This is a genomic window from Candidatus Pantoea deserta, assembly GCF_003813865.1.
Taxonomy (GTDB): Bacteria; Pseudomonadota; Gammaproteobacteria; order Enterobacterales; family Enterobacteriaceae; genus Pantoea; species Pantoea deserta.
Genome location: NZ_RMVG01000015.1, coordinates 1 through 22,809 on the forward strand (window position 1 = coordinate 1; position 22,809 = coordinate 22,809).

The following is a 22,809-nucleotide window of genomic DNA, read 5'->3' on the forward strand; positions in this document are numbered from 1 at the left end:
TTCAGAGTCAACCTCTTTTTTCAGAGATTTTCTCCGGCGACTCAGCTGCCTGAGTCTCCTGAACACCGCGCTCCGTAAGCCGTTGTGCCGTGTCAGTGGAGGCGCATTATAGGGAGTTCTTCTCAGGTGACAAGCATTTCTTTAAAAATAATTACCACATGCCTTATTTTTAATCGAACGAGGTAAAAACAGGCATTTCCCGGCTAAAAATCGCGCTAAAACCTGTCCCTGGCAGGGAAAATAGCCTCAATACCCTTTTATGCCGATGCTATGCTGTCACTTCGGTTTCTTGCCAGTACTGACTTATATAAGAAGGATTTTCGATGATACGTTCCGCGCGCAGTATGGCCGGTCTTCCATGGATAGCTGCCATGGCGTTTTTTATGCAGGCGCTTGACGCCACCATTCTTAACACCGCACTACCCGCTATTGCGACCAGTCTCGAACGTTCTCCTTTAGCAATGCAGTCCGCCGTAATCAGTTACACCCTTACCGTTGCGATGTTGATCCCTGTAAGCGGCTGGCTGGCTGACCGTTTTGGTACGCGTAAGGTCTTTATCATCGCGGTTTCGCTCTTTACCCTCGGCTCGCTGGCCTGCGCCTTTTCGCAGTCGCTGACCATGCTGGTCATCTCACGCGTGGTCCAGGGTATCGGCGGCGCGATGATGATGCCGGTGGCGCGCCTTGCGTTATTGCGCGCCTATCCACGCAGCGAACTTCTGCCGGTGCTGAACTTTGTGACTATGCCCGGCCTGGTGGGTCCCATACTGGGTCCGCTGCTGGGTGGGCTGCTGGTGACCTATGCGACCTGGCACTGGATATTCTTAATTAATATTCCCGTTGGCATCCTCGGCATTTTCTATGCGCGCAAATATATGCCGGATTTCACCTTGCCCAGACGGCGCTTCGATTTTCTCGGTTTCCTGCTGTTCGGGGCCGGACTGGTGTTGCTCTCTATTGGCATCGAACTGTTTGGCGAACGCATCGTCTCTGCCTGGGTGGCGACCGGCGTGTTGGCCTCAGGCCTTGCGCTGCTGCTGCTTTATATTGTGCATGCGCGTCGCCACCCCTCCCCGTTAATCAGTTTGCCGATGTTTAAAACCCGCACCTTCTCGGTTGGCATTATCGGCAATATTGCTTCGCGCCTTGGAACAGGCTGTGTGCCTTTTTTAATGCCGCTGATGTTGCAGGTAGGTTTTGGTTTCTCGGCGGTGGTCGCAGGCTGCATGATGGCGCCGACGGCAATCGGATCGATTCTGGCAAAATCAACGGTGACGCGGGTGCTGCGGCTATTTGGCTATCGTCGTACGCTGGTCGGCATCACTATTATCATTGGCATTCTCATCGCCAGCTTTACGCTACAGTCGCCTACGGAAAGCATCATTCTGCTGTTGCTGCCTCTCTTTATTCTTGGCATGGCGATGTCGACGCAGTTCACCGCAATGAACACCATTACGCTGGCGGACTTAAATGATGAGAACGCCAGCGGCGGCAATAGCGTGCTGGCGGTAACGCAGCAGCTGTCGATTAGCTTTGGCGTCGCGGTAAGCGCGGCGGTGCTGCGTTTCTATCAGGAAGTTGAAACCGGCACCGTTGATCAATTTCATGCCACCTTCCTGACGATGGGCATCGTGACGGTCATCTCTGCCTTTACCTTTGCGCTGCTGCGACCAGGCGACGGCCGTCATCTGGTGACCAACCGCGACAAAAAGAAGAAAGCCGCTTAAGTCGATCCGCGTACCACTAGCTCCGGCGTCAGCACCAGCGTTTGCTGGCTGGCGTCGGGATCGCTCAGACGATGAATAAGGGTATCAATCGCCAGCTGGCCCAGCTCATCTTTCGGCTGGTGAATGGTCGTCAGCGGCGGCGTCAGGTAACGCGCCAGCTCAATATCGTCGTATCCCATCACCGCCATATCCTGCGGAACGCGCAGTCCGGCCTGAAACAGCGCATGATAGACGCCGACCGCCATCGCGTCATTACTGGCGAAAACCGCCTGCGGCGGCGTCTCCAGCGCCAGCAGTTCCGTCATGGCGCTATAGCCGCCCTGAAACTCAAAGTCGCTGTTAATCACATAGCCAGCGGGGATCGCCAGACCATTTTTCTCCATCGCGTGGTAGTAGCCCTGCAAGCGCATCCGCCCCGGCGTTTTATCCAGCGGACCGGAAATGCAGGCGATACGCGTATAGCCACAGTCAATCAGATGCTGCGTCGCCAGCTCGCCGCCAAGAAGCGCGTTGTCCTGAATAATGTCGCCGCGCCCTTCAAAGGGCGCCCAGTCCATCATCACGGCAGGAATAGAGGGATAGCGATTAAGAATGGTCGCCGAGGGCAGGTGGCTTTCCGTACACATAATTAATAGCCCGTCGACGCGCTTCTGTAGCAACGTTTCCAGGCTGCGATTCATACGCTCTTCATCGCCTGCCGTATTGCAGAGAATCAGGCTGTAGCCGCGCTCGTAGCAACTGTCTTCGACGCCGCGCACCACTTCGGCATAAAAAGGGTTACTGCTGGCGGTCAGCAGCATGCCAATGGTCCGTGTCTGGTTGAGCTTAAGACTGCGCGCCAGCGCCGAGGGCGCGTAATTCAGCGCGCTGATCGCCTGATCAACCTTCTCGCGCACCGCCTCACTGACAAAGCGGTTGTTATTAATAACGTGCGAGACGGTAGATGTGGAGACGCCCGCCAGGCGGGCGACATCTTTCATGGTGGCCAAGGCTTAACCCTGCTGAAGTAAAAATTCGTCGATTTCTGTGCGCCACGGCACAGAGGGCTGCGCGCCCGGACGCGTGACGGCAATGGCCGCCGCCGCATGAGCAAAGCGCACCGCGTCATGCAGGCTCTGGCCTTCCAGCCGCGCCGTAATAAATGCGCCGTTAAAGGTATCGCCCGCGGCAATGGTATCCACGGCTTTTACCGTAAAACCTGCGATGCGCTGGCCTTTACCCTGTTCGCTCAGCCAGACGCCGCGACGTCCCAGCGTGATCAAAACCGTAGGAATGCCTTTCGCGTGCAGCACTGCCGCGGCGCGCGCCGCATCGTCATCATTGCTGACGGCAATACCGGTCAGGCTTTCTGCTTCGGTTTCATTCGGCGTAATAATATCCACCAGCGCCAGCAGTTCATCATCAAGCGGTGTCGCCGGCGCAGGATTCAGGATCACCTGCGTCTGACTGGCTCGCGCCATCTTCGCGGCGGCCAGAACGCTCTCCAGCGGCGACTCCAGCTGCATCAGCAGCGCCGATGCGTCAGCGATCGCCTGCTGATGGCGCGCAACGCAGGCGGGCGTCAGGGCCGCATTCGCGCCGGCACAGATGCCGATGGTGTTTTCACCTTCGCCGTTAACGAAAATCATCGCCACGCCGGTGGGTTCCCCGCTGACGGTTTCCACCGGCGCGGTATCAATGTTGTCCTGCGCCAGCTGAGCGAGAATACGCTCGCCGATAGCGTCATCGCCGAGACAGGCGATAAAGGCGATGTCCGCACCCGCGCGTCCAGCGGCAACCGCCTGATTTGCCCCTTTGCCGCCAAACGCCACGGTGTACTGCTTCCCGATCACCGTTTCGCCGGGTCGAGGAAAGTGCGCCAGGTTAAGGATATGGTCAGCATTGATGCTGCCGAGAACGGCCAGTTTTGCGCTTTTGCTCATAGGGTGTGATCCAGAAAGAGTGCGCCACCGGTTTACGGTGGCGCATTGCCCTGCTTTTCTTTGAGTTATTTGGTGACCAGTTTCAGGTCAACGGGATTGATGGCCTGCACTTTTTCACCTTTCAGCACTTTGTCGGCAGTGTCCACGCCAATCATGCCGATTTTATCCGGCATCTGAGCGACTGTCGCCGCCAGCTTGCCGCCCTCGACGGCTTTTACACCGTCCGCGGTGCCGTCAAAGCCGACTACCACGACATCAGATTTCCCGGCGGTTTGCAATGCGCGTAATGCGCCAAGCGCCATTTCATCATTCTGCGCAAACACCGCCTGCACGTCCGGATGCGCCTGGAGCAGGTTCTGCATCACGTTAAGCCCCTTGGTGCGGTCGAAGTCTGCCGGCTGGCTCGCCAGCACCTGGAATTTATGCGCATCGGAAGCCTGCTTAAAGCCTTCGCCGCGCTCACGCGCCGCAGAGGTGCCTGCAATGCCCTGTAGTTCAATAATCTTCGCGCTGTCGCCCAGACGCTTAGCGATATAGTCTCCTGCCATCTTGCCGCCGAAACGGTTATCAGAAGCGACATGGCTGACCACCTTGCCCTGCGCCGCGACGCGGTCCAGGGTAATCACCGGAATGTTGGCCTGGTTGGCCATTTTTACCGCATTGCCGACCGCATCGGAGTCGGTAGGGTTGATCAGCAGCAGTTTGGTGCCGCGCACGGTGAGATCCTGCACGTTAGCCAGCTCTTTTGCCGGGTTGTTCTGCGAGTCGAGCACCACCAGGTTATAGCCCAGCTTATCGGCCTCTTTCTGCGCCCCCTCTTTCAGCGAGACGAAGAACGGGTTATTCAGCGTAGAAACCACCAGCGCGATAGTATCTTTCGCCATTGCGCCGGCGCTCAACGTCGCGCCAAGGATTACGGCCAGTGCGGTCAACTTTTTCATCATGTCATCCTGTGTAAAGGTCAGAGTTATTTACTGCTTTTGTTATCCACCAGTACCGCCAGCAGGATTACCACCGCTTTTACGATCATCTGGTAGTAGGAAGAGACGCCCATCAGATTGAGTCCGTTATTCAGGAAGCCGAGGATCAGCGCGCCGATCAGGGTGCCCATAATGCGCCCTTTGCCGCCCGCCAGGCTGGTGCCGCCCAGCACCACCGCGGCGATGGCGTCCAGCTCATAGCCGGTGCCCGCCGTCGGCTGCGCAGAGGAGAGTCGCGCCACTTCAATGGTTCCCGCCAGCGCCGCCAGCATGCCGCTCAGCGCATAGACAATCACTTTTACGCGGTTAACGTTGATGCCGGAAAGGCGCGTCGCCGCTTCGTTGCCGCCCAGCGCATAGATATAGCGGCCCAGACGCGTGTGGTGCAGCATGTACCACGCCAGCAGAAAGACCACAGCCATCAGCCATACCGGCGTTGGAATGCCCAGCGGACGACCGATGCCGAACCAGCCAAAGAGATCGGCGTTGTCGTTGAAGCCGGTATTGATCGGACTGCCGTCGGTATAAACCATGGTGACGCCGCGCAGCAGCAGCATCATCACCAGCGTGGCGATAAAGGCCTGCACCTTGCCGCGCGCCACAATAGTGCCGGTGACGGCGCCGATCGCTGCGCCCAGCGCCAGCGCGCCGGCTACGGCCACCAGCGCATTCACTTCCATTCCGACCAGCGAGGCAGCCACCGCGCCCGTCAGCGCCAGCAGCGAACCGACGGAAAGGTCGATGCCGGACGTCAGGATAACCAGCGTCATGCCGACCGCCATGATGGCGTTAACCGAGGTCTGTTGCAGAATGTTGAACAGGTTGGCGACGGTGAAAAAGTTAGGGCTTTGGCTCGCCACCACCGCGATCAGTACGATAAGCGCGATCAGCGACTTCTGCTCCATCAGCCAGGCTTTGCTGAACCAGCGACGGCTGGATGCTAAGGTTTGGGTACTCATACAACTAAATCCTCGCTGTGTTGCTTGCCTACGGCTGCCGCCATTAACGATTCCTGCGTCGCCTGTTCACGGGTAAATTCGCCGCCGCAACGGCCTTCATGCATCACCAGAATGCGGTCGCTCATACCCAGCACCTCCGGCATTTCTGACGAAACCAAAATGATGCTTAGCCCTTCGGCCTTGAACTGATTGATCAGCTGATAAATCTCTTTCTTCGCGCCGACGTCAACGCCGCGCGTCGGCTCGTCGAGGATCAGTACGTTGGGACGCGTCATCAGGCCGCGCGCAATCGCCACTTTCTGCTGATTGCCGCCTGAAAGCAGACCGATCGCCTGTTCCATTGAGGGCGTTTTAATATTAAACAGGCGGATAAAATCGCCGACCGCCAGCTGCTCGGCAGCATGCTTTAGCGTGCCGCCGCCGTGGCTGAAGTAGCGCAGCGCCGTCAGCGACATGTTTTCTTTAACCGACATGCCCAGCACCAGGCCGTCGCGCTTGCGATCTTCGGAGATGTAAACAATGCCGTTCGCCAGTCCGTCCTGCGGCGCGCGCGCCGTCACGTCGCGGCCGTCAAGCCAGACGCGGCCCTGAGTACGCGGCAGCGCGCCATACAGCAGCTTCATCAGTTCGGTGCGGCCAGCCCCCATTAAGCCAGAGACGCCGAGGATCTCGCCCTTGCGCAGGGTAAAGCTGACGTCGTGTACGCCTGGTCCGCTGAGGTTCTCTACCTTCAGCCGTATCTCGCCCGGCGTTTGATCGAGGCGCGGATATTGATCCTCCAGCTTGCGTCCCACCATCATCTCAATCAGGCTCTCTTCGCTCAGCGTCTGAACGGGGCGCTCGGCAATAAACTGGCCGTCGCGGAAAACCGTCACGTCATCGCAAATCTCAAAGATCTCTTTCATACGGTGAGAGATATAAACAATGCCGCAGCCCTGCGCTTTCAGCTCGTTGATGACGCGAAACAGCGACAGGGTTTCGGTATCGGTCAGCGCATCGGTTGGCTCATCCATGATGATCACCTGCGACTTAAAGCTCAGCACCTTAGCGATTTCGACCATCTGTTGATCGCCGATCGACAGCTCGCCTACCAGTTTGTGGCTGTTAAAGCGCAGATTGAGACGTTTCAACAGCGCATCCGCCTCGGCGTACATCTTTTTCCAGTTGATACGGCCAAAACGGTTAACAAATTCGCGCCCCAGGAAAATATTTTCTGCCACGGTCAGCTGGGGGATCAGGTTCAGCTCCTGATGGATAATGCCGATGCCTGCTTCCTGCGAGGCTTTAGGACCGTTGAAGGTGGTCTCTTCGCCGAGCCAGCGCAGCGAGCCAGCATCCCGGCTATAAATACCGGTCAGCACCTTCATCATGGTGGACTTACCGGCGCCGTTCTCGCCCACCAGCGCCATCACGCGTCCCGGATAGACCGCCAGCGACGCGCTCTTTAACGCCTTTACGCCGGGAAAGGATTTCTCAATTCCCTGGAGCTGCAATAACGGTTGCATAACGGCCTCAGAAGGTAACGCCAGCGCTCAGGATGACATTCGCAAACGGAGAACACTCTCCGCTGCGAATGACCGCCTGACTACGCTGAGTCTGTTGTTTGAACTGTTCGTGACTGGTGTAACTTACTGCAATGGTATTTCCCTGGTGCTGTTGCAAGGCTTCGAGCACGGCGATCAGCTGGCTGTGGAGCTGCGGATTGTGCTGCTTGATCTCTTCCGCAATCAGGGCGCTTTCAACCTGCATCTCCAGCGTGACGGCTTCCACCACCTGCATAAAATCGGGCGTCCCCGGCGTCAGCGCCAAATCGATGCGCTGCGGTCCTGCCGGAATCGGCAAGCCGGCATCGGCAATGGTCAGCGTATCCGTATGGCCCAGGCGGGCAATCACGTAAGAGATTTCAGCGTTTATCAGACGACCTTTTTTCATTTTCTGCTCCAGAGCGAAACGTTTCGCTTGCCGCAGTGTATGAAATGGCGGAGGTAACTCAACGGGGTAAATCGAGAAATGTGATCGTTATCGAAACGTTTCGCTTCTGCTGACGCCAGTTTGGCTTAAGGAGCGACAGGGGCCGCAGACGCGGCCCAGGAGGGAGGAGACTACGGCAGTTTTCGTACCTGCTTAACATCAAGTTCGATGCTGTTGAAATCCTTATCCAGTTCGCCCGTCAGCTCCACGCGATCTTTCGGCGAAACCGTTACGCCGTCCCAGCGCTTGCGATCGATTTCCACCTTCATGGTGCCGGTCGCATCGCGAAACAGATAATCTTCGTCGCCGACCTGCTTCTCCAGCTGGCCGCGCACGGTGATCCAGCTGTCATCCTTCATCTCCCCGGCCTGCTTAACCGTTACCACGCTGGTCTGGTCACTCTGAAAACCTCCCTGTTTCGCCTGAGCGGCTGGCGCACTGGGATCGACAAATCCGCCCTGAGGGGCAGCAAAAACCGGTGCGGTCGCCAGCGCTAAAATCGCTAACAGTGCGGCATGCTTTTTCATCTGTTCACCTCTTTTCCATGAATGTGTGTGGTTCGCTGTCGATTAAAGCAGGGAGTTCTTAACAGGATCTTAAAGGGCGAAAATAAGCGAAAAGACGCGATATAGCCTGTACAAGACGGCTTCTGCTTCGTATAAAGCCTTTGCGACCACAAGGAGAAAAGATGCGCATTTTACTGATTGAGGACGATCGGCTGATTGGCGACGGTATCAAAGCGGGCCTGGGAAAACTGGGTTTTAGCGTGGACTGGTTTACTTCTGGCGATCAGGGCGCAGCCGCGCTGCACGCGGCCCCCTGGGATGCGGTCATTCTCGATCTTTCGCTGCCGCAGCGTGACGGGCTGGATATTCTGCGCGACTGGCGGCAACAGGGAGCGGACGTGCCGGTGCTGATCCTGACTGCCCGCGATGCGCTCGATCAGCGGGTCGAAGGCCTGCAACTGGGCGCAGACGACTACCTCTGTAAGCCTTTTGCCCTGACGGAAGTCGCCGCACGGCTTCAGGCGCTGATCCGTCGTCGTCATGGCCAGCTACAGCCTGAACTGCGGCACGGCTCCGTGGCAATGCAGCCCGCCAGCCACAGCGTAACGCTGGAGGGAGAGAGCGTGACGCTCAAAAGCCGCGAACTGGCGCTGCTGGAACTGTTTCTGCGCAATCCGGGCCGCGTGCTGACGCGCGCCCAGCTGGAAGAGAAACTCTACAGCTGGGACGCAGACGTCTCCAGCAATGCGGTAGAAGTGCATATTCATCACCTGCGTAAAAAGCTGGGCGCGGATTTTATCCGCACCGTACACGGCGTCGGATACCGGCTGGGAGAGGCGCAATGAGCCTGTTCTGGCGGCTCGGCATCGGCTTTTTGCTGCTGCTGGGCCTGTGCTGGGGCAGCGCCAGCCTGAGCGCGTGGGTGCAGACGCGCGATACCATTAATGAGCTGTTCGATACCCAGCAGCTGCTGTTCGCTAAGCGCCTTATGGCGCTTGATCTCGCGGCGCCCGACAGCGCCGCGCTGCCCAAAAACAAAGCGCTGCTGCATCGCCATCGTGGCGATCAGGATGATGATGCGCTGGCTTTTGCCGTTTTCACCCGCGACGGCAAACCGGTGCTTAACGACGGCGAAAACGGCCGCAGGCTGCCGTTCGACGCGGAGGCGCAGGGGTTTCACGACGGCCGGCTGACCAACGACGATGACGCCTGGCGCTTTGTCTGGCTGACGACGCCGGATGGCCGGCATCGCATTGTCGTCGGCCAGGAGTGGGAATACCGCGAAGATATGGCGACCGCGCTGGTCGCCAGCAGCATCGTGCCCTGGCTGGTTGCGCTGCCGCTGATGCTGCTGCTGCTGCTCGGCCTGGTGTGGCGCGAGCTGCGCCCGCTGAAACAGATCGCGCAGCAGCTGGCGCAGCGCGCGCCGGATGACGCGACGCCGCTGGCCGCCGGGCGGCTGCCGCAGGAGGTGAAACCGCTGATTGCCGCGCTTAACGGCCTGTTCAGCCGCATCAGCACCATGATGCAGCGCGAGCGGCGCTTTACCTCTGACGCCGCGCATGAGCTGCGCAGCCCGCTGGCAGCGCTGCGCGTTCAGAGCGAGGTGGTGCAGCTTGCCGCAGACGACGAGGCGATGCGTCTGCACGGGCTGCGCCAGCTGGATGCCGGTATACAGCGCGCGACGCGGCTGGTCGATCAGCTGCTGACGCTGTCGCGCGCTGAAGCCGACGATGCACGCAGCGCGTTTCAGCCGGTGGCGCTGCAACCGCTGCTTCAGGAGGCGGTGACGGCGCAACGGTCCGCTGCCGATAGCGCTCATATCACACTACAGCTCGCCGCCACCGCGCGGCCGGTTATTCAGGGGCATGCGCTGCTGCTGTCGCTGCTGGTACGCAACCTGCTGGAAAACGCCATTCGCTACACGCCAGAGGGCAGCGAAGTGGTGGTGACGCTGGAGAGCCGCAGCCTGCGCGTAGAGGATAACGGCGCGGGACTGAGCGAGGCGGAAATGCAGCGGCTGGGCGAACGCTTCTGGCGTCCGCCGGGGCAGGAAAAAAGCGGTAGCGGGCTGGGATTGTCGATTGTGCGCAACGTCGCGCAGCTGCACAGCATGCAGCTCAGCTTCAGCCAGCGGCAGGGCGGCGGACTTTGCGTCGCCCTGCGCTGGTAAGCGTCAGATTTCGACCTGGGTGCCCAGCTCAATCACCCTGTTGGGCGGGATCTCGAACTGGTCAGGGGCGCGCAGGGCGTTGCGCTGTAGCGCCAGAAACAGTTTGCCGCGCAGACGCAGATACCACGGGCGTTTGCCGATGATCAACGACTCGTGCGACATAAAGAACGAGGTTTCCATCATGCGGCAGTTCAGCCCTTCCAGCCCGCAGCGGTGAAAGATCTCTTCCACGTTCGGCGTTTCGCGCCAGCCGTAGCTGGCTACCACGCGCCAGAACGTCGGCGAAAGCTGTTCAATGGCAACGCGGCGCACGTTGTGCACATAGGGCGCGTCTTCGGTTCGTAAGGTCAAAAACACCACGCGTTCGTGCAGGACTTTATTGTGTTTAAGGTTATGCAGCAGCGCAAAGGGGATCACATTGAGCGCGCGCGACATATAGACAGCGGTCCCCGGCACCCGCACCGGCGGCGATTTCTCCAGCGAGGCGATCATGGCCTCCAGCGAATTGCCGTGCTCGTGCATACGGCGCAGCAGGCGAAAGCGCTCGCTTTTCCAGGTGGTCATAATCAGGAACATGATCAGGCCCAGACAGATAGGCAGCCAGCCGCCGGAGAAGAGCTTAATCAGGTTGGCAGAGAAGAGCGGCACATCGATGCAGAGAAACAGCGTCAGGATCAGGCCGACCGCCAGCTTGTTCCAGTGCCAGTTTTTAACCGCAACGGTACAGGAGAGAATCGACGTCAGCACCATGGTGCCGGTTACCGCAATGCCGTACGCCGCCGCCAGGTTGCTGGAGTGCTCAAAGCTGATAATCACGATCAAAACGGCAAAATAGAGCACCCAGTTAATCATCGGCACGTAAATCTGACCGGACTCCATCTCCGAGGTATGAATAATGCGCATGCCAGGCAGATAGCCCAGACGCACCGCCTGACGCGTCAGGGAGAAGACGCCGGAAATAACCGCCTGTGAGGCGATGACGGTCGCCAGCGTGGCGAGGACCAGCAGCGGGATCAGCGCCCAGTCCGGCGCCAGCAGGAAGAAAGGGTTTTTAATCGCTTTGGGATCGCTGAGCAGCAGCGCTCCCTGGCCGAAGTAGTTCAGCACCAGCGACGGCAGCACCACGATAAACCAGGCGATGCGAATCGGCATTTTGCCGAAGTGCCCCATATCCGCGTACAGGGCTTCCACACCGGTAATCGCCAGCACCACCGCGCCCAGCGCAAAGAACGAAATAGTTTTATAGTGCACGAAGAAGCTGAGCGCATGGGCGGGATTAAGCGCCTGTAGCACCTCAGGATTTTTCATAATGCCGCTTACGCCCAGCCCCGCCAGCGTCAGAAACCACACCAGCATCACCGGCGCGAAGAGTTTGCCGACGATGCCCGTGCCGTGCTTCTGAATGATAAACAGCAGCGTCAGCACGGCGATTGAGAGCGGAACGATAAAGGGATCGAGCGAGGGCGCGGCGATCTCCAGCCCCTCAATAGCCGACATCACGGAGATGGCAGGCGTAATGACCACCTCGCCATAAAAGAAACTGCCGCCGATTAGCCCCATAATGACCAGCGCCGCCGTGGCGCGCGCGCCGGTGTTGCGCCCCGCCAGCGACATCAGCGTTAAGATGCCGCCTTCGCCCGCGTTATCCGCGCGCATGACGTAGCTGATATATTTCAGCGACACCACCAGCAGCAGCAGCCAGAAAATCAGCGACAGAAAGCCGAATACCGCTTCGCGCTCAACGCCGAAACCAAACTGGCCGGAGAGACATTCGCGCAGGGTATAGAGCGGGCTGGTCCCGATATCCCCATACACCACGCCAATTGCGGCCAGCGTTAACGCACTAAGTGATTGCTTATTATCCGAGCTCATAGAGTTATCTTTTGTTGGAGCCGAGAGCTGGAATCTCTCGCTCTTGCCATCAAAAAGCGCACAGTATGCACGTATTTCCCAAAAAACCTACCCCAACGCAGCGTCAACGCCTCTGACTTTTACCCATTTCTGATGGCATTACTGGCAGAATCAGCCTTGTACGATGACGGGTTTTGTGACACAAAAAAGCGGACATCAATCAACGCTTTCACACATCATAATCAGTAAAGTACGACACCTGCCGTTATGCGACGGCAGCTGAATCAGAAGGACAATGAAGTGATTATGGCTCAACCCCATCTTTTGGCAGAAAGAATTTCTCGCCTTAGCAACGCGCTGGAGAAAGGCCTGTACGAACGCCACGATGCGATTCGTCTCTGTCTGCTGGCGGCGCTGAGCGGTGAAAGCGTGTTTCTGCTTGGCCCGCCGGGCATCGCCAAGAGTCTGATCGCCCGCCGCCTGAAATACGCCTTCCAGAATGCCAGAGCCTTTGAATACCTGATGACGCGCTTCTCTACGCCAGAAGAAGTTTTTGGCCCGCTATCGATCCAGGCGTTAAAAGACGAAGGCCGCTATCAGCGCCTGACCAAAGGCTATCTGCCTGATGCGGAAATTGTGTTTCTGGATGAGATCTGGAAAGCCGGTCCCGCCATCCTGAATACCCTGCTGACCGCCATCAACGAACGGCGCTTTCGCAACGGCGACAGCGAGGAAAAAATTCCCATGCGCCTGCTGGTGACCGCCTCCAATGAGCTGCCGGAAGCCGACAGCGGACTGGAAGCGCTGTATGACCGTATGCTGATCCGCCTGTGGCTCGACAATGTGCATGAAAAGCAAAACTTCCGCAGCATGCTGACCCACCAGCAGGATGAGAACGCCAATCCGGTCGCAGAAGCGTTACGCATCAGCGATGAAGAGTACCATCATTGGCAGCAGGGCATTACGCAGGTGACGCTGCCGGATAATGTGTTTGAACTGATTTATCAGCTGCGTCAGCAGCTGGAAACGCTGCCCGATGCGCCCTACATTTCCGATCGCCGCTGGAAAAAAGCCATCCACTTATTGCAGGCCAGCGCCTTTTACAGCGGCCGCAGCGCCATCGCCCCCATCGACCTTATTTTGCTGAAAGATTGTCTCTGGCACGACGTCGCGTCGATGCAGGTGCTGGAGCGCAGCCTGGATCAGCTGATGACGCAGCAGGCGTGGCAGCAGCAGACGCTGCTGCTCAAACTTCAGCAGATCAAGGCGCGCCGTCTGGCGCTACAGCAGCAGCAGAGCGTGGCGCAGGCGATTACGCTGGAGAAACACAGCGGCATGTTCAGCCGCAAGCCGCACTATGAGCTTCCCGCCAGCCTGGCCGATGAGCAGCTGACCCTGATGCTACAGCAGCCGCTGACGCTGCACGATATGCAGGTTACCCATGTGGTGGTCGCGCGCGACGCGCTGGAGCAGTGGCTGCTGAAAGGCGGCGATATACGCGGCAAGCTTAACGGCATCGGTTTCGCCCAGACGCTGGATCTGCTGGTGGATGCGCAGCACTGCCTGGCGCTGCGCGACGTGAGCCTGCAAACGGCGCGTCTGACGCTGCCGGGCGCGCCCGCGCACGGCGAGATGCCGGCTGAAATCAGCGAGGCGCTGGACGAGCTGGACACGCAGTTGCGCGCGCAGCGCCATCTGTTCAGCCAGCATCAACGCTGCTTGTTTATCAGCGACGACTGGCTGGCGCGCATTGAAGTCAGCCTTCAGGACGTGGCCGATCAGTTAAAACAGGCGCGTAAATGATCTCACTGGAGGCGCTTAGCGCGTTGCTCTCTGTTGGCGAAGCCGAGCTGATCGAAGAGCTGATCCTCGCGCTGCTCGCCTCGCCGCAGATGGCCGTGTTTTTTGAAAAATTTCCTGGCTTGAAGCAGGCGATGCTGCGCGACGTGCCGCGCTGGAAAGCGGAGATTAACGCCGAGCTGAAGGCCACGCCGGTGCCGGACGCGCTGGCCAGTGAATTTCAGCTGTTTCAGCGCGCGCAGTTGCTCAGCCATGCCGATTTCAGCCAGCAACTGCCGGAGATGCTTACCGCACTGTCACAGTTCTCGTCGCCCTTTCTCGATGAGGCGAACCGCCTGTTGCAGCATACCGATCCGCATCAGCTGAGCGGCGCGCAGCACACGCTGTTTCTTCAGCGCTGGCGTCTCAGCCTGACGCTGCAAACCCTGACGCTGAACGAGCAGCTGCTGGAGCAGCAGCGCGAACGGCTGATGGCGGAGCTGCAACAGCGCATGGCGCTGAGCGGCCAGCTGGCGCCGCTGCTAGGCGACGACGACGAGGCGGCCGCCGGTCGCCTGTGGGATATGAGCAAAGCGCCGCTCCAGCACGGCGACTATCAGCTGATGCTGGAGTATGGCGACTTTCTGGCGCAACAGCCGGAGCTGCTGGCGCTGGCGCAGCAGCTTGGCCGCAGCCGCGAAGCGAAATCGGTGCCTTCTCAGGATGCGCCGCTGGAAGCCTTTCACCAGCTGGTGCGCGAGCCGGACGCCGTGCCGGAAGAGGTCAGCGGGATTCATCAGAGCGACGACGTCCTGCGCCTGCTGCCGCCGGAGCTGGCAACTATCAGCATTAGCGAGCTGGAAATCGAGTTCTATCGCCGCCTGGTAGAGAAGCGGCTGCTTACTTACAAATTGCAGGGCGACGCCTGGCACGAGAAAGTCACGCTGCGCCCGGTCAGCCACCAGCAGCATGAAGAGCAGCCGCGCGGCCCCTTTATTGTCTGCGTCGATACCTCAGGCTCGATGGGCGGCTTTAACGAGCGCTGCGCCAAAGCCTTCTGTCTGGCGCTGCTCAAGGTCGCGCTGGCCGATCGCCGTCGCTGTTACATTATGCTGTTCGCCCACGATGTGATCGGCTACGAACTCACCGCCGACGATGGGCTGGAGCAGGCCATCCGCTTTCTGAGCCAGCGCTTTCGCGGCGGTACCGATCTTGCCGCCTGTTTGTCGGCGGTGGTCACGCGCATGGAAGGCTCGCAGTGGCAGGACGCTGACGCCGTGGTGGTATCGGATTTTATCGCCCAGCGTCTGCCGGATGACGTCGTCAGCGTGGTCAAGCGCCGTCAGCAGCATCAGCAGCAGCGCTTTCATGCGGTGGCCATGTCAGCGCACGGCAAACCCGGCATTCTGCGTATCTTCGATCATATCTGGCGTTTTGACACCGGCATGAAGAGCCGGTTGCTGCGCCGCTGGCGACGTTAGTCACGGGACAGAAATCCTTATTTGCTATAGTGAATTACCCGCTGTGTTTAATCAGCTAACGGAGTTCACCGTGACAACCGCACAACAATATCAACAATTACCGGCACCGACCCGCACGGTACGCCTTTCCGGCAGCAGCATCGCAGAGAAACGCGCTGAGCTGCTGGCTTATTTCACCCAGACCTGGGAACTGTATGAAAGCCTGTTCGATTGTCTTGCCGACGATCGCGCCTGGTTTACCAAAGCCATCACGCTGCGCCATCCGTTGATCTTCTATTTTGGCCATACTGCCTCTTTTTATATCAATAAGCTGATGGCGGGCCGCTACATCGACGCGCGCGTTGACGATCGCATTGAGGCGATGATGGCGATCGGCGTGGACGAGATGAGCTGGGACGATCTCGATGACAGTCATTACTCCTGGCCTGACGTCGCAGAGGTACGCGACTACCGTGGCAAAGTAAAAAGCCTGGTCACGCAGTTTATCCAGTCTATGCCGCTGGACTTACCCATTAGCTGGGAAAGCCCGGCGTGGGTGATCCTGATGGGCATCGAACATGAACGCATCCATCTGGAAACCTCCAGCGTGCTGATACGCCAGCTACCTGTCGAATGGGTCAGACCGCAGCCGCAGTGGCCAGCCTGTCAGGAGGCCCGTCACCTGCGTGAAAGCGTACCCGCCAATACGCTGGTCGCCATGCCTGGCGGCAGCGTCGCGCAAGGTAAACGCGATGACACCTACGGCTGGGATAACGAATATGGCAGCCAGATCACCGAACTCAAGCCGTTTAAAGCCAGCAAAATGCTGGTGAGCAACGCAGAGTTTTATGACTTTGTGGCGGCAGGCGGCTATCAGCAGCGTGAATACTGGGATGAAGAGGGCTGGGGCTGGCGCAGCTTCGCTGAGGCGCAGATGCCGACCTTCTGGCTTGGCGATCCGCAACGCCCGGAGGCGCTGAAGCTACGTCTGATGACCGAAGAGGTGGCGATGCCCTGGGACTGGCCGGCAGAAGTGAATCAGCTTGAGGCCGCCGCCTTCTGCCGCTGGAAAGCGCAGGAGACCGGTACCTCCGTTCAGTTGCCGAGCGAAGCGGAATGGATGCAGCTGCGCGAGCAGGTCGAAGGCGATCAGCCGGAGTGGCAGCAGGCTCCCGGCAATATCAATCTGGCTTACTGGGCGTCGTCCTGCGCCATCGACCGCTTCGCCCAGGGAGAATTTTACGACGTAGTGGGCAATGTCTGGCAGTGGACGACAACGCCCATTAACGGCTTCGAAGGCTTTCGCGTCCATCCGCTCTATGACGATTTTTCTACGCCGACCTTCGATGGTAAGCATTCACTTATTAAGGGCGGCAGCTGGATCTCAACCGGCAATGAAGCCCTGAAGTCCTCTCGCTACGCGTTTCGCCGCCACTTTTTCCAGCACGCAGGCTTTCGCTACGTCGTTTCTTCGCATCAGGAATCGATGACGCTGAATCCCTACGAAACCGATAGCATGGTATCGCAGTATCTCGACTTCCAGTATGGCCCGCGCTACTTCGGCGTCGATAACTATGCCGAATCGCTGGTCGCGCTGGCGCTGCCTCACTGTCAGACGCGCGGCGCGGCGCTGGATATGGGCTGCGCCACCGGCCGCGCCAGCTTCGAACTGGCGCGCCATTTCGAACGGGTGATCGGGATGGATTATTCGGCGCGCTTTATCGATGTGGCCCTGCAACTTACCTCAGGCGAAGAGTTCCGCTATGTGGTGCCGCAAGAGGGCGAGCTGGTGGAGTATCGTCAGGTGCGTCTGAAAGATTTTGGCCTGGACGCGGAACAGGCGCAGCGTATTCAGTTTGTCCAGGGCGACGCCTGCAACCTGAAACCGCAGCCCGTGCAGTATGACCTGGTGCTGGCCGCCAACCTGATTGACCGCCTGCGCCAGCCGCAGCGCTTTTTGCAGGACATCGCGCCAGTAATCCGCCCAGGCGGCCTGCTGCTGCTCTCCTCGCCCTATACCTGGCTGGAAGAGTTTACGCCGAAAGAGAACTGGCTGGGCGGCATCCGCGAGAACGGCGAAGCCCTCACTACGCTTCAGGCGCTGCAACGGCTGCTGGCGGCGGATTTCGAACCCGTCGGCGCGCCGCAGGATATCCCCTTTGTGATCCGTGAAACCGCCCGCAAATATCAGCACTCGCTGGCGCAGGTCACGCTGTGGCGTAAGCGTTAAGCCCAACGGCAGCGGCGTTTGCCGCTGCCGGAGATTGCCTGACGTCTCTTTTTGCTGCACATTCTCCTCTGTTCAAAACAAGAAGAGCTGACACGAGGATGATATGGCCGAATCACTGCAACTGGACAACCTGGATCGCGGGATCCTGAACGCGCTGCTGGATAATGCCCGCACCGCCTATGCCGAACTGGCAAAGCAGTTTAACGTCAGTCCGGGCACCATCCATGTTCGCGTGGAGAAGATGAAACAGGCCGGTATTATTCTCGGTACGCGCGTGGAGATCGACCCGCGTCAGCTGGGATTCGACGTCTGCTGCTTTATCGGCATCATCCTGAAAAGCGCGCGCGACTATCCTGCCGCGCTGAGCAAACTGGAGGCGCTTGATGAGGTGGTGGAAGCCTGGTACACCACCGGCCACTACAGCATCTTTATTAAAGTGATGTGCCGCTCCATCGACGCCCTGCAACAGGTGCTGATCAACAAGATCCAGACCATCGATGAAATTCAGTCAACGGAAACCCTGATCTCGCTGCAAAACCCGATCATGCGCACCATTAAGCCCTGATCCTTTTTTTTCTGTGCACAATCTTATCCCCGAAGAACGCCGCCTGCAGCAACGGCTGCGTTCGCCTCGCTATTTTTATTAACCCTGTTTTCCACAGGTGGATCACGGCTTGATCACAGCGTACAATGCTCGCCTTTATTTCGGGGAGAGCATCATGGCCGATATTACTTTAATTAGTGGCAGCACGCTGGGCAGCGCCGAATATGTGGCCGAGCATCTGGAAGAGAAGTTGCAGGAAGCGGGTTTCTCCACGGAGTTGCTGCACGGCCCGACGCTGGATGAGTTGCCGCAGCAGGGCATCTGGCTGGTGGTCAGCTCTACCCACGGCGCAGGCGAGCTGCCTGATAATTTGCAGCCTTTATATGACGCCATTGCCGAAACCCAGCCCGATCTTTCCGCGTTGCGCTTTGGCGCCGTGGGCCTGGGCAACCATGAATACGATCTGTTTTGCGGGGCTATTCGCTCGCTGGACGCGTTATTGATCGCGCGCGGCGCGCAGCGTATCGGCGATCGGCTGGAAATTGACGTGCTTGAGCATGAGATCCCTGAAGATCCGGCCGAGGCCTGGCTGAGCGGCTGGACCGCCCATCTTTAAGCGGATCCTTGCCGCAGGGGATCGGGAATTTCGCGAGATCCCCAGTTTAAACCTCTGTTTTTTACCGATCGGTGTCGCTTTTTTTGTGGATAACTATGCTTGAATGCTGCGTAAAACCGGTAGTTATCCAAAGAATAACCGCTGATGCTTTTCTGCGCTGTGCATAAGTCGGCTTTTTGATCTCAGCTTATACGGATCAGGATCACCGATCATTCACAGCAAAGGATCCTCTCTATTTTGCTGATATCGCGTGCCTTTTCGGGGTTATCCACAGCAGGGCGCGATCCTAATAAAGAGATCTAACAAGAAGATCATATACAGAATAAAGATCCTTTCTTTTAAACCCGCGGATCCCGCCGCTTTCACCCCCGGCGGAATTTCAGTAGAATCCACCGCCCAGGGCAACGATCCCTGCCAGTTCATTAACGAGGTACCACTTCATGTTTTATCCAGATCCTTTTGACGTCATCGTAATCGGTGGTGGTCATGCGGGCACAGAAGCCGCAATGGCCGCTGCCCGAATGGGTCAGCAAACCCTGTTACTCACCCATAACATTGATACGCTTGGACAAATGTCCTGCAACCCGGCGATCGGTGGCATTGGAAAAGGACATCTGGTTAAGGAAGTGGATGCCTTAGGCGGCCTGATGGCGACCGCAATCGACAAGGCGGGCATTCAGTTTAGGATACTAAACAGCAGCAAAGGCCCGGCCGTGCGCGCTACCCGCGCCCAGGCCGACCGCGTGCTGTATCGCCAGGCGGTACGCACCGCGCTGGAGAACCAGCCCAACCTGATGATCTTCCAGCAGGCGGTGGACGATCTTATCGTCGAGAACGATCGTGTCGTCGGCGCGGTCACGCAGATGGGCCTGAAGTTCCGTGCGAAAAGCGTGGTGCTCACCGTCGGGACCTTCCTCGACGGCAAAATTCACATCGGGCTGGATAACTACAGCGGCGGCCGCGCAGGCGATCCGCCGTCGGTTCCGCTGGCGAAGCGTCTGCGCGCGCTGCCGCTGCGCGTCAGCCGACTGAAAACCGGCACGCCGCCGCGTATTGACGCGCGCACCATCGATTTCTCCGTGCTGACGCCGCAGCATGGCGATACGCCCATGCCGGTTTTCTCTTTCATGGGCGATGCCTCACAGCATCCACAGCAGGTTCCCTGCTGGATCACCCATACCAACGAGCAGACCCATGAGGTGATCCGCAATAACCTCGATCGCAGCCCGATGTATGCCGGCATCATTGAAGGCATCGGTCCGCGCTACTGTCCGTCGATTGAAGACAAAGTAATGCGCTTCGCCGATCGCAACGCGCACCAGATTTTCCTCGAACCGGAAGGGCTAACCAGCAACGAGATTTACCCGAACGGTATCTCCACCAGCCTGCCTTTTGACGTGCAGATGCAGATTGTGCGCTCAATGAAGGGCATGGAAAATGCGAAAATCGTGCGTCCGGGCTATGCGATCGAATATGACTTCTTCGATCCGCGCGATCTGAAGCCGACGCTGGAAAGCAAATATATTCACGGACTGTTCTTTGCCGGCCAGATCAACGGCACCACCGGCTACGAAGAAGCCGCCGCGCAGGGCCTGCTGGCAGGCCTTAACGCCGCGCGCCAGTCTGCCGACAAAGAGGGCTGGGCGCCGCGTCGCGATCAGGCCTATCTCGGCGTGCTGGTGGATGACCTCTGCACGCTTGGCACCAAAGAGCCGTACCGCATGTTTACCTCGCGCGCTGAATATCGTCTGATGCTGCGCGAAGACAATGCCGATCTGCGCCTGACCGAAACCGGCCGCGAGCTGGGTCTGGTGGATGACGCCCGCTGGGCGCGGTTCAACCAGAAACTGGAAGCCATTGAGCAGGAGCGTCAGCGTCTGCGCGATCTCTGGATCCATCCGAAGTCGGAAAACGTCGGGGAAGTGAACGCGCTGTTGAACAGCGCGCTGACCAAAGAGGCGAGCGGGGAAGATCTGCTGCGTCGTCCGGAACTCACTTATGCTCAGCTGACTACGCTGCCGAGCTTTGGCCCGGCGCTGGATGACGCGCAGGCTGCCGAGCAGGTTGAGATTCAGGTGAAGTATGAAGGCTATATCGCGCGCCAGCAGGAAGAGATCGATCGCCAGCAGCGCAATGAAAACACCCTGCTGCCTGCCGATCTCGATTATCAACAGGTCAGCGGCCTGTCGAATGAGGTGATCGCTAAGCTCAACGATCATAAACCTTCCTCCATTGGTCAGGCTTCGCGTATCTCCGGCATCACGCCGGCCGCCATTTCCATTCTGCTGATTTACCTGAAAAAGCAAGGGCTGCTGCGCAAAAGCGCCTGACCTTAAACGGGGCGAGGCGACTCGCCCCAACTGACTGGACTTATGCTGTGATCACAAAACTCACTTCGCTGCTTAAGGCAGCCGGTATTTCCCTCTCCGATCAACAAAAACAGCAGCTGGTTGCCTATGTCGGCCTGCTGGATAAATGGAACAAGGCCTACAATCTGACGTCGGTGCGTGACCCGCAGCAGATGCTGGTGCGCCATATTCTCGACAGCATTGTCGTTGCGCCGCACCTGAAGGGCGAACGCTTTATCGACGTCGGCACCGGACCAGGGCTGCCGGGAATACCGCTCGCCATCGTAATGCCGCAGGCGCACTTTACGCTGCTCGACAGCCTGGGCAAGCGCGTGCGCTTTTTGCGTCAGGTTCAGCACGAGCTGGCGTTAAATAACATCACGCCGGTGCAGAGCAGGGTAGAGGCGTTTCCCTCTGAGCCGCCGTTCGACGGCGTGATTAGCCGCGCGTTTGCCTCGCTACAGGATATGGTGAACTGGTGCCATCATTTGCCCGCGGCAGACGGCGCGTTTTACGCCCTGAAGGGCGTGCGTCCGGATGACGAGATCGCCAGCCTGCCAGAGGGTTTCCGTCTGGTTTCGATCGAAGCGCTGAAGGTCCCTGAGCTGGATGGCGAACGTCATCTGGTCGTTATTGCGCGCCAGCAGGCATAACACCTTACAATCTAAGGGGTTTCATCGGTATTTGACTTAGCCTGAGCGCTGACTAAAAAATCGCCGATTGAAACCCTTGTAAGGTCACATTTTTAAGGCTGATAAGCCTGAAATAACGTTAACAAGCGCGGCGGAAATTATCCGAAAAATGCTGTTACATTTAACGTTTAATTCACATTTGTTTATCAGGAAGATCACTTATTAGTGAAACGAAGTGGCTACCGATAATCACGCTGGAAAATATATCAGGGTAATAACTCTGCGTGCGTAATATCACTTTAACGAGGTTGGCTTACTCTGCGATGTCAATCGACTGTTTTTATCGAAATTACGCGCAGCTTAAGCTGGGCTACAGATTAAGCTTTTGATTAGGCTGAGATTAAGGGTAAAGGAATAACCTCTGCCATTGCTTGTCGGGAAATTTAGATAGCGCGCATTGTGTAGAATGTGATCTAAAGCACGCTTTAAAAGCCAGCCCGCCGCGAAATTTCAGCGGCATTCGCCGCTAATTTCCGCTGACAATCTTTGGAAAAATAGCCATTCGGAAAGAAATTTAAATAATTGTTCACCTTTTGGCTACTTACGGATTGAAATCGCAGGTGCGGCCCGTATAATTTGCACGGCTTTTGCTGCTTGACTCGAGTGAGTAAAGGCAGTCTTATACGACACGCGACATACCCCTTATGGGGCAGGAGAGTATCAGCGCCATGTCAGTGTCTCTTTACAGTGTAAAATTCGCCCGAACCGTGCTGGTTATCCAGCTGGTGACTGTTGTCATCATCGGCGCTCTCTTTGCCCTGAAAGATGTCACCTGGGGCGTCTCTGCGCTTGCTGGCGGAGCGGCAGCCTGGCTGCCAAACGTTTTGTTTATGTTTTTAGCCTGGCGCTTGCAAGGGCAATCCCCGGCTTCCGGACGGGTTGCGTGGAGTTTCGCTCTTGGCGAAATCGGCAAAGTCATCGCAACCATTGTGTTGCTCATTGTAGCGTTGGGTGTTTTCAGAGTGGTCTTCTGGCCGCTCGGGGTAACCTGGTTATCGGTGCTGGTGGTTCAGATGCTGGCGCCGGCGGTAATTAACAACAAAGGGTAAAA

Annotated in this window: 19 protein-coding genes; 11 read left to right on the forward strand and 8 right to left on the reverse strand. The window is 58.0% G+C overall.

Annotated elements, in window-relative coordinates; all coding sequences use genetic code 11:
* The first annotated feature begins 323 nt into the window (after positions 1-323).
* A complete protein-coding gene (mdtD, locus tag BBB56_RS17005; RefSeq protein WP_123802131.1) occupies positions 324-1,727 on the forward strand; it encodes a multidrug transporter subunit MdtD in 1,404 nt (467 codons plus the stop codon).
* Here the strand turns inward: mdtD and rbsR are convergent.
* The 7 genes from rbsR to BBB56_RS17040 all read right to left on the reverse strand — a co-directional run bounded on the left by rbsR (position 1,724) and on the right by BBB56_RS17040 (position 8,086).
* The gene (gene rbsR / locus BBB56_RS17010) at positions 1,724-2,716 is read right to left on the reverse strand and encodes a ribose operon transcriptional repressor RbsR (protein ID WP_369409915.1); all 993 of its coding nucleotides are present in this window, start codon (positions 2,714-2,716) and stop codon (positions 1,724-1,726) included. The genes mdtD and rbsR overlap by 4 nt on opposite strands.
* A gap of 3 nt (positions 2,717-2,719) precedes the next feature.
* Positions 2,720-3,649, reverse strand: a complete 930-nt coding sequence (gene rbsK / locus BBB56_RS17015; protein ID WP_123802132.1) for a ribokinase — start codon at positions 3,647-3,649, stop codon at positions 2,720-2,722.
* A 65-nt stretch (positions 3,650-3,714) separates the two neighbouring features.
* On the reverse strand, positions 3,715-4,590 hold the full coding sequence (rbsB, locus tag BBB56_RS17020) for a ribose ABC transporter substrate-binding protein RbsB (RefSeq protein WP_123802233.1): 876 nt from the start codon (positions 4,588-4,590) through the stop codon (positions 3,715-3,717).
* 26 nt (positions 4,591-4,616) lie between these two features.
* Positions 4,617-5,588: a ribose ABC transporter permease gene (gene rbsC, locus BBB56_RS17025; protein WP_123802133.1), complete on the reverse strand. Its 972-nt coding sequence runs from the start codon at positions 5,586-5,588 to the stop codon at positions 4,617-4,619.
* Complete coding sequence (rbsA, locus tag BBB56_RS17030; protein ID WP_123802134.1) at positions 5,585-7,093, reverse strand: ribose ABC transporter ATP-binding protein RbsA; 1,509 nt, start codon at positions 7,091-7,093, stop codon at positions 5,585-5,587. Before rbsA ends, rbsC begins: the two co-directional genes overlap by 4 nt.
* 7 nt (positions 7,094-7,100) lie before the next feature.
* A complete protein-coding gene (rbsD, locus tag BBB56_RS17035) occupies positions 7,101-7,520 on the reverse strand; it encodes a D-ribose pyranase (protein WP_123802135.1) in 420 nt (139 codons plus the stop codon).
* A gap of 170 nt (positions 7,521-7,690) precedes the next feature.
* The gene (locus tag BBB56_RS17040; RefSeq protein ID WP_123802136.1) at positions 7,691-8,086 is read right to left on the reverse strand and encodes a YgiW/YdeI family stress tolerance OB fold protein; all 396 of its coding nucleotides are present in this window, start codon (positions 8,084-8,086) and stop codon (positions 7,691-7,693) included.
* A 161-nt stretch (positions 8,087-8,247) separates the two neighbouring features.
* Here BBB56_RS17040 and qseB point away from each other — a divergent pair, with 161 nt between their 5' ends.
* Both qseB and qseC read left to right on the forward strand, forming a co-directional pair.
* Entirely contained in the window at positions 8,248-8,910 is a 663-nt protein-coding gene (qseB, locus tag BBB56_RS17045) for a quorum sensing response regulator transcription factor QseB (protein WP_123802137.1), read from the forward strand.
* A complete protein-coding gene (qseC, locus tag BBB56_RS17050) occupies positions 8,907-10,238 on the forward strand; it encodes a quorum sensing histidine kinase QseC (RefSeq protein ID WP_123802138.1) in 1,332 nt (443 codons plus the stop codon). Before qseB ends, qseC begins: the two co-directional genes overlap by 4 nt.
* Positions 10,239-10,241: 3 nt before the next feature.
* On the opposite strand, the gene kup is transcribed toward qseC, so the two are convergent.
* Positions 10,242-12,110 (reverse strand): low affinity potassium transporter Kup, encoded by a 1,869-nt coding sequence (gene kup, locus BBB56_RS17055; protein ID WP_123802139.1) that lies wholly within the window; start codon positions 12,108-12,110, stop codon positions 10,242-10,244.
* A 285-nt stretch (positions 12,111-12,395) separates the two neighbouring features.
* On the opposite strand from kup, the gene ravA reads away from it, so the two are divergent.
* From ravA to atpI, 8 genes are all read left to right on the forward strand, one after another.
* Positions 12,396-13,892, forward strand: a complete 1,497-nt coding sequence (ravA, locus tag BBB56_RS17060; RefSeq protein ID WP_123802140.1) for an ATPase RavA — start codon at positions 12,396-12,398, stop codon at positions 13,890-13,892.
* Positions 13,889-15,349 (forward strand): ATPase RavA stimulator ViaA, encoded by a 1,461-nt coding sequence (viaA, locus tag BBB56_RS17065; protein WP_123802141.1) that lies wholly within the window; start codon positions 13,889-13,891, stop codon positions 15,347-15,349. Before ravA ends, viaA begins: the two co-directional genes overlap by 4 nt.
* Positions 15,350-15,419: 70 nt before the next feature.
* Positions 15,420-17,558, forward strand: a complete 2,139-nt coding sequence (gene ovoA, locus BBB56_RS17070; protein WP_123802142.1) for a 5-histidylcysteine sulfoxide synthase — start codon at positions 15,420-15,422, stop codon at positions 17,556-17,558.
* Between the two features lie 103 nt (positions 17,559-17,661).
* Positions 17,662-18,123, forward strand: a complete 462-nt coding sequence (gene asnC / locus BBB56_RS17075; RefSeq protein WP_033755376.1) for a transcriptional regulator AsnC — start codon at positions 17,662-17,664, stop codon at positions 18,121-18,123.
* A gap of 154 nt (positions 18,124-18,277) precedes the next feature.
* Positions 18,278-18,718, forward strand: coding sequence for an FMN-binding protein MioC (gene mioC, locus BBB56_RS17080; protein WP_123802143.1), 441 nt, complete (start codon positions 18,278-18,280; stop codon positions 18,716-18,718).
* A gap of 440 nt (positions 18,719-19,158) precedes the next feature.
* Positions 19,159-21,048 carry a tRNA uridine-5-carboxymethylaminomethyl(34) synthesis enzyme MnmG gene (gene mnmG, locus BBB56_RS17085; protein WP_123802144.1) on the forward strand — a complete coding sequence of 630 codons (1,890 nt, stop codon included), beginning with the start codon at positions 19,159-19,161 and terminating at the stop codon, positions 21,046-21,048.
* Positions 21,049-21,095: 47 nt separating this feature from the next.
* The gene (gene rsmG, locus BBB56_RS17090; RefSeq protein WP_123802145.1) at positions 21,096-21,719 is read left to right on the forward strand and encodes a 16S rRNA (guanine(527)-N(7))-methyltransferase RsmG; all 624 of its coding nucleotides are present in this window, start codon (positions 21,096-21,098) and stop codon (positions 21,717-21,719) included.
* 707 nt (positions 21,720-22,426) lie between these two features.
* Positions 22,427-22,807, forward strand: a complete 381-nt coding sequence (atpI, locus tag BBB56_RS17095; RefSeq protein WP_123802146.1) for a F0F1 ATP synthase subunit I — start codon at positions 22,427-22,429, stop codon at positions 22,805-22,807.
* The last annotated feature ends 2 nt before the right edge of the window (positions 22,808-22,809 follow it).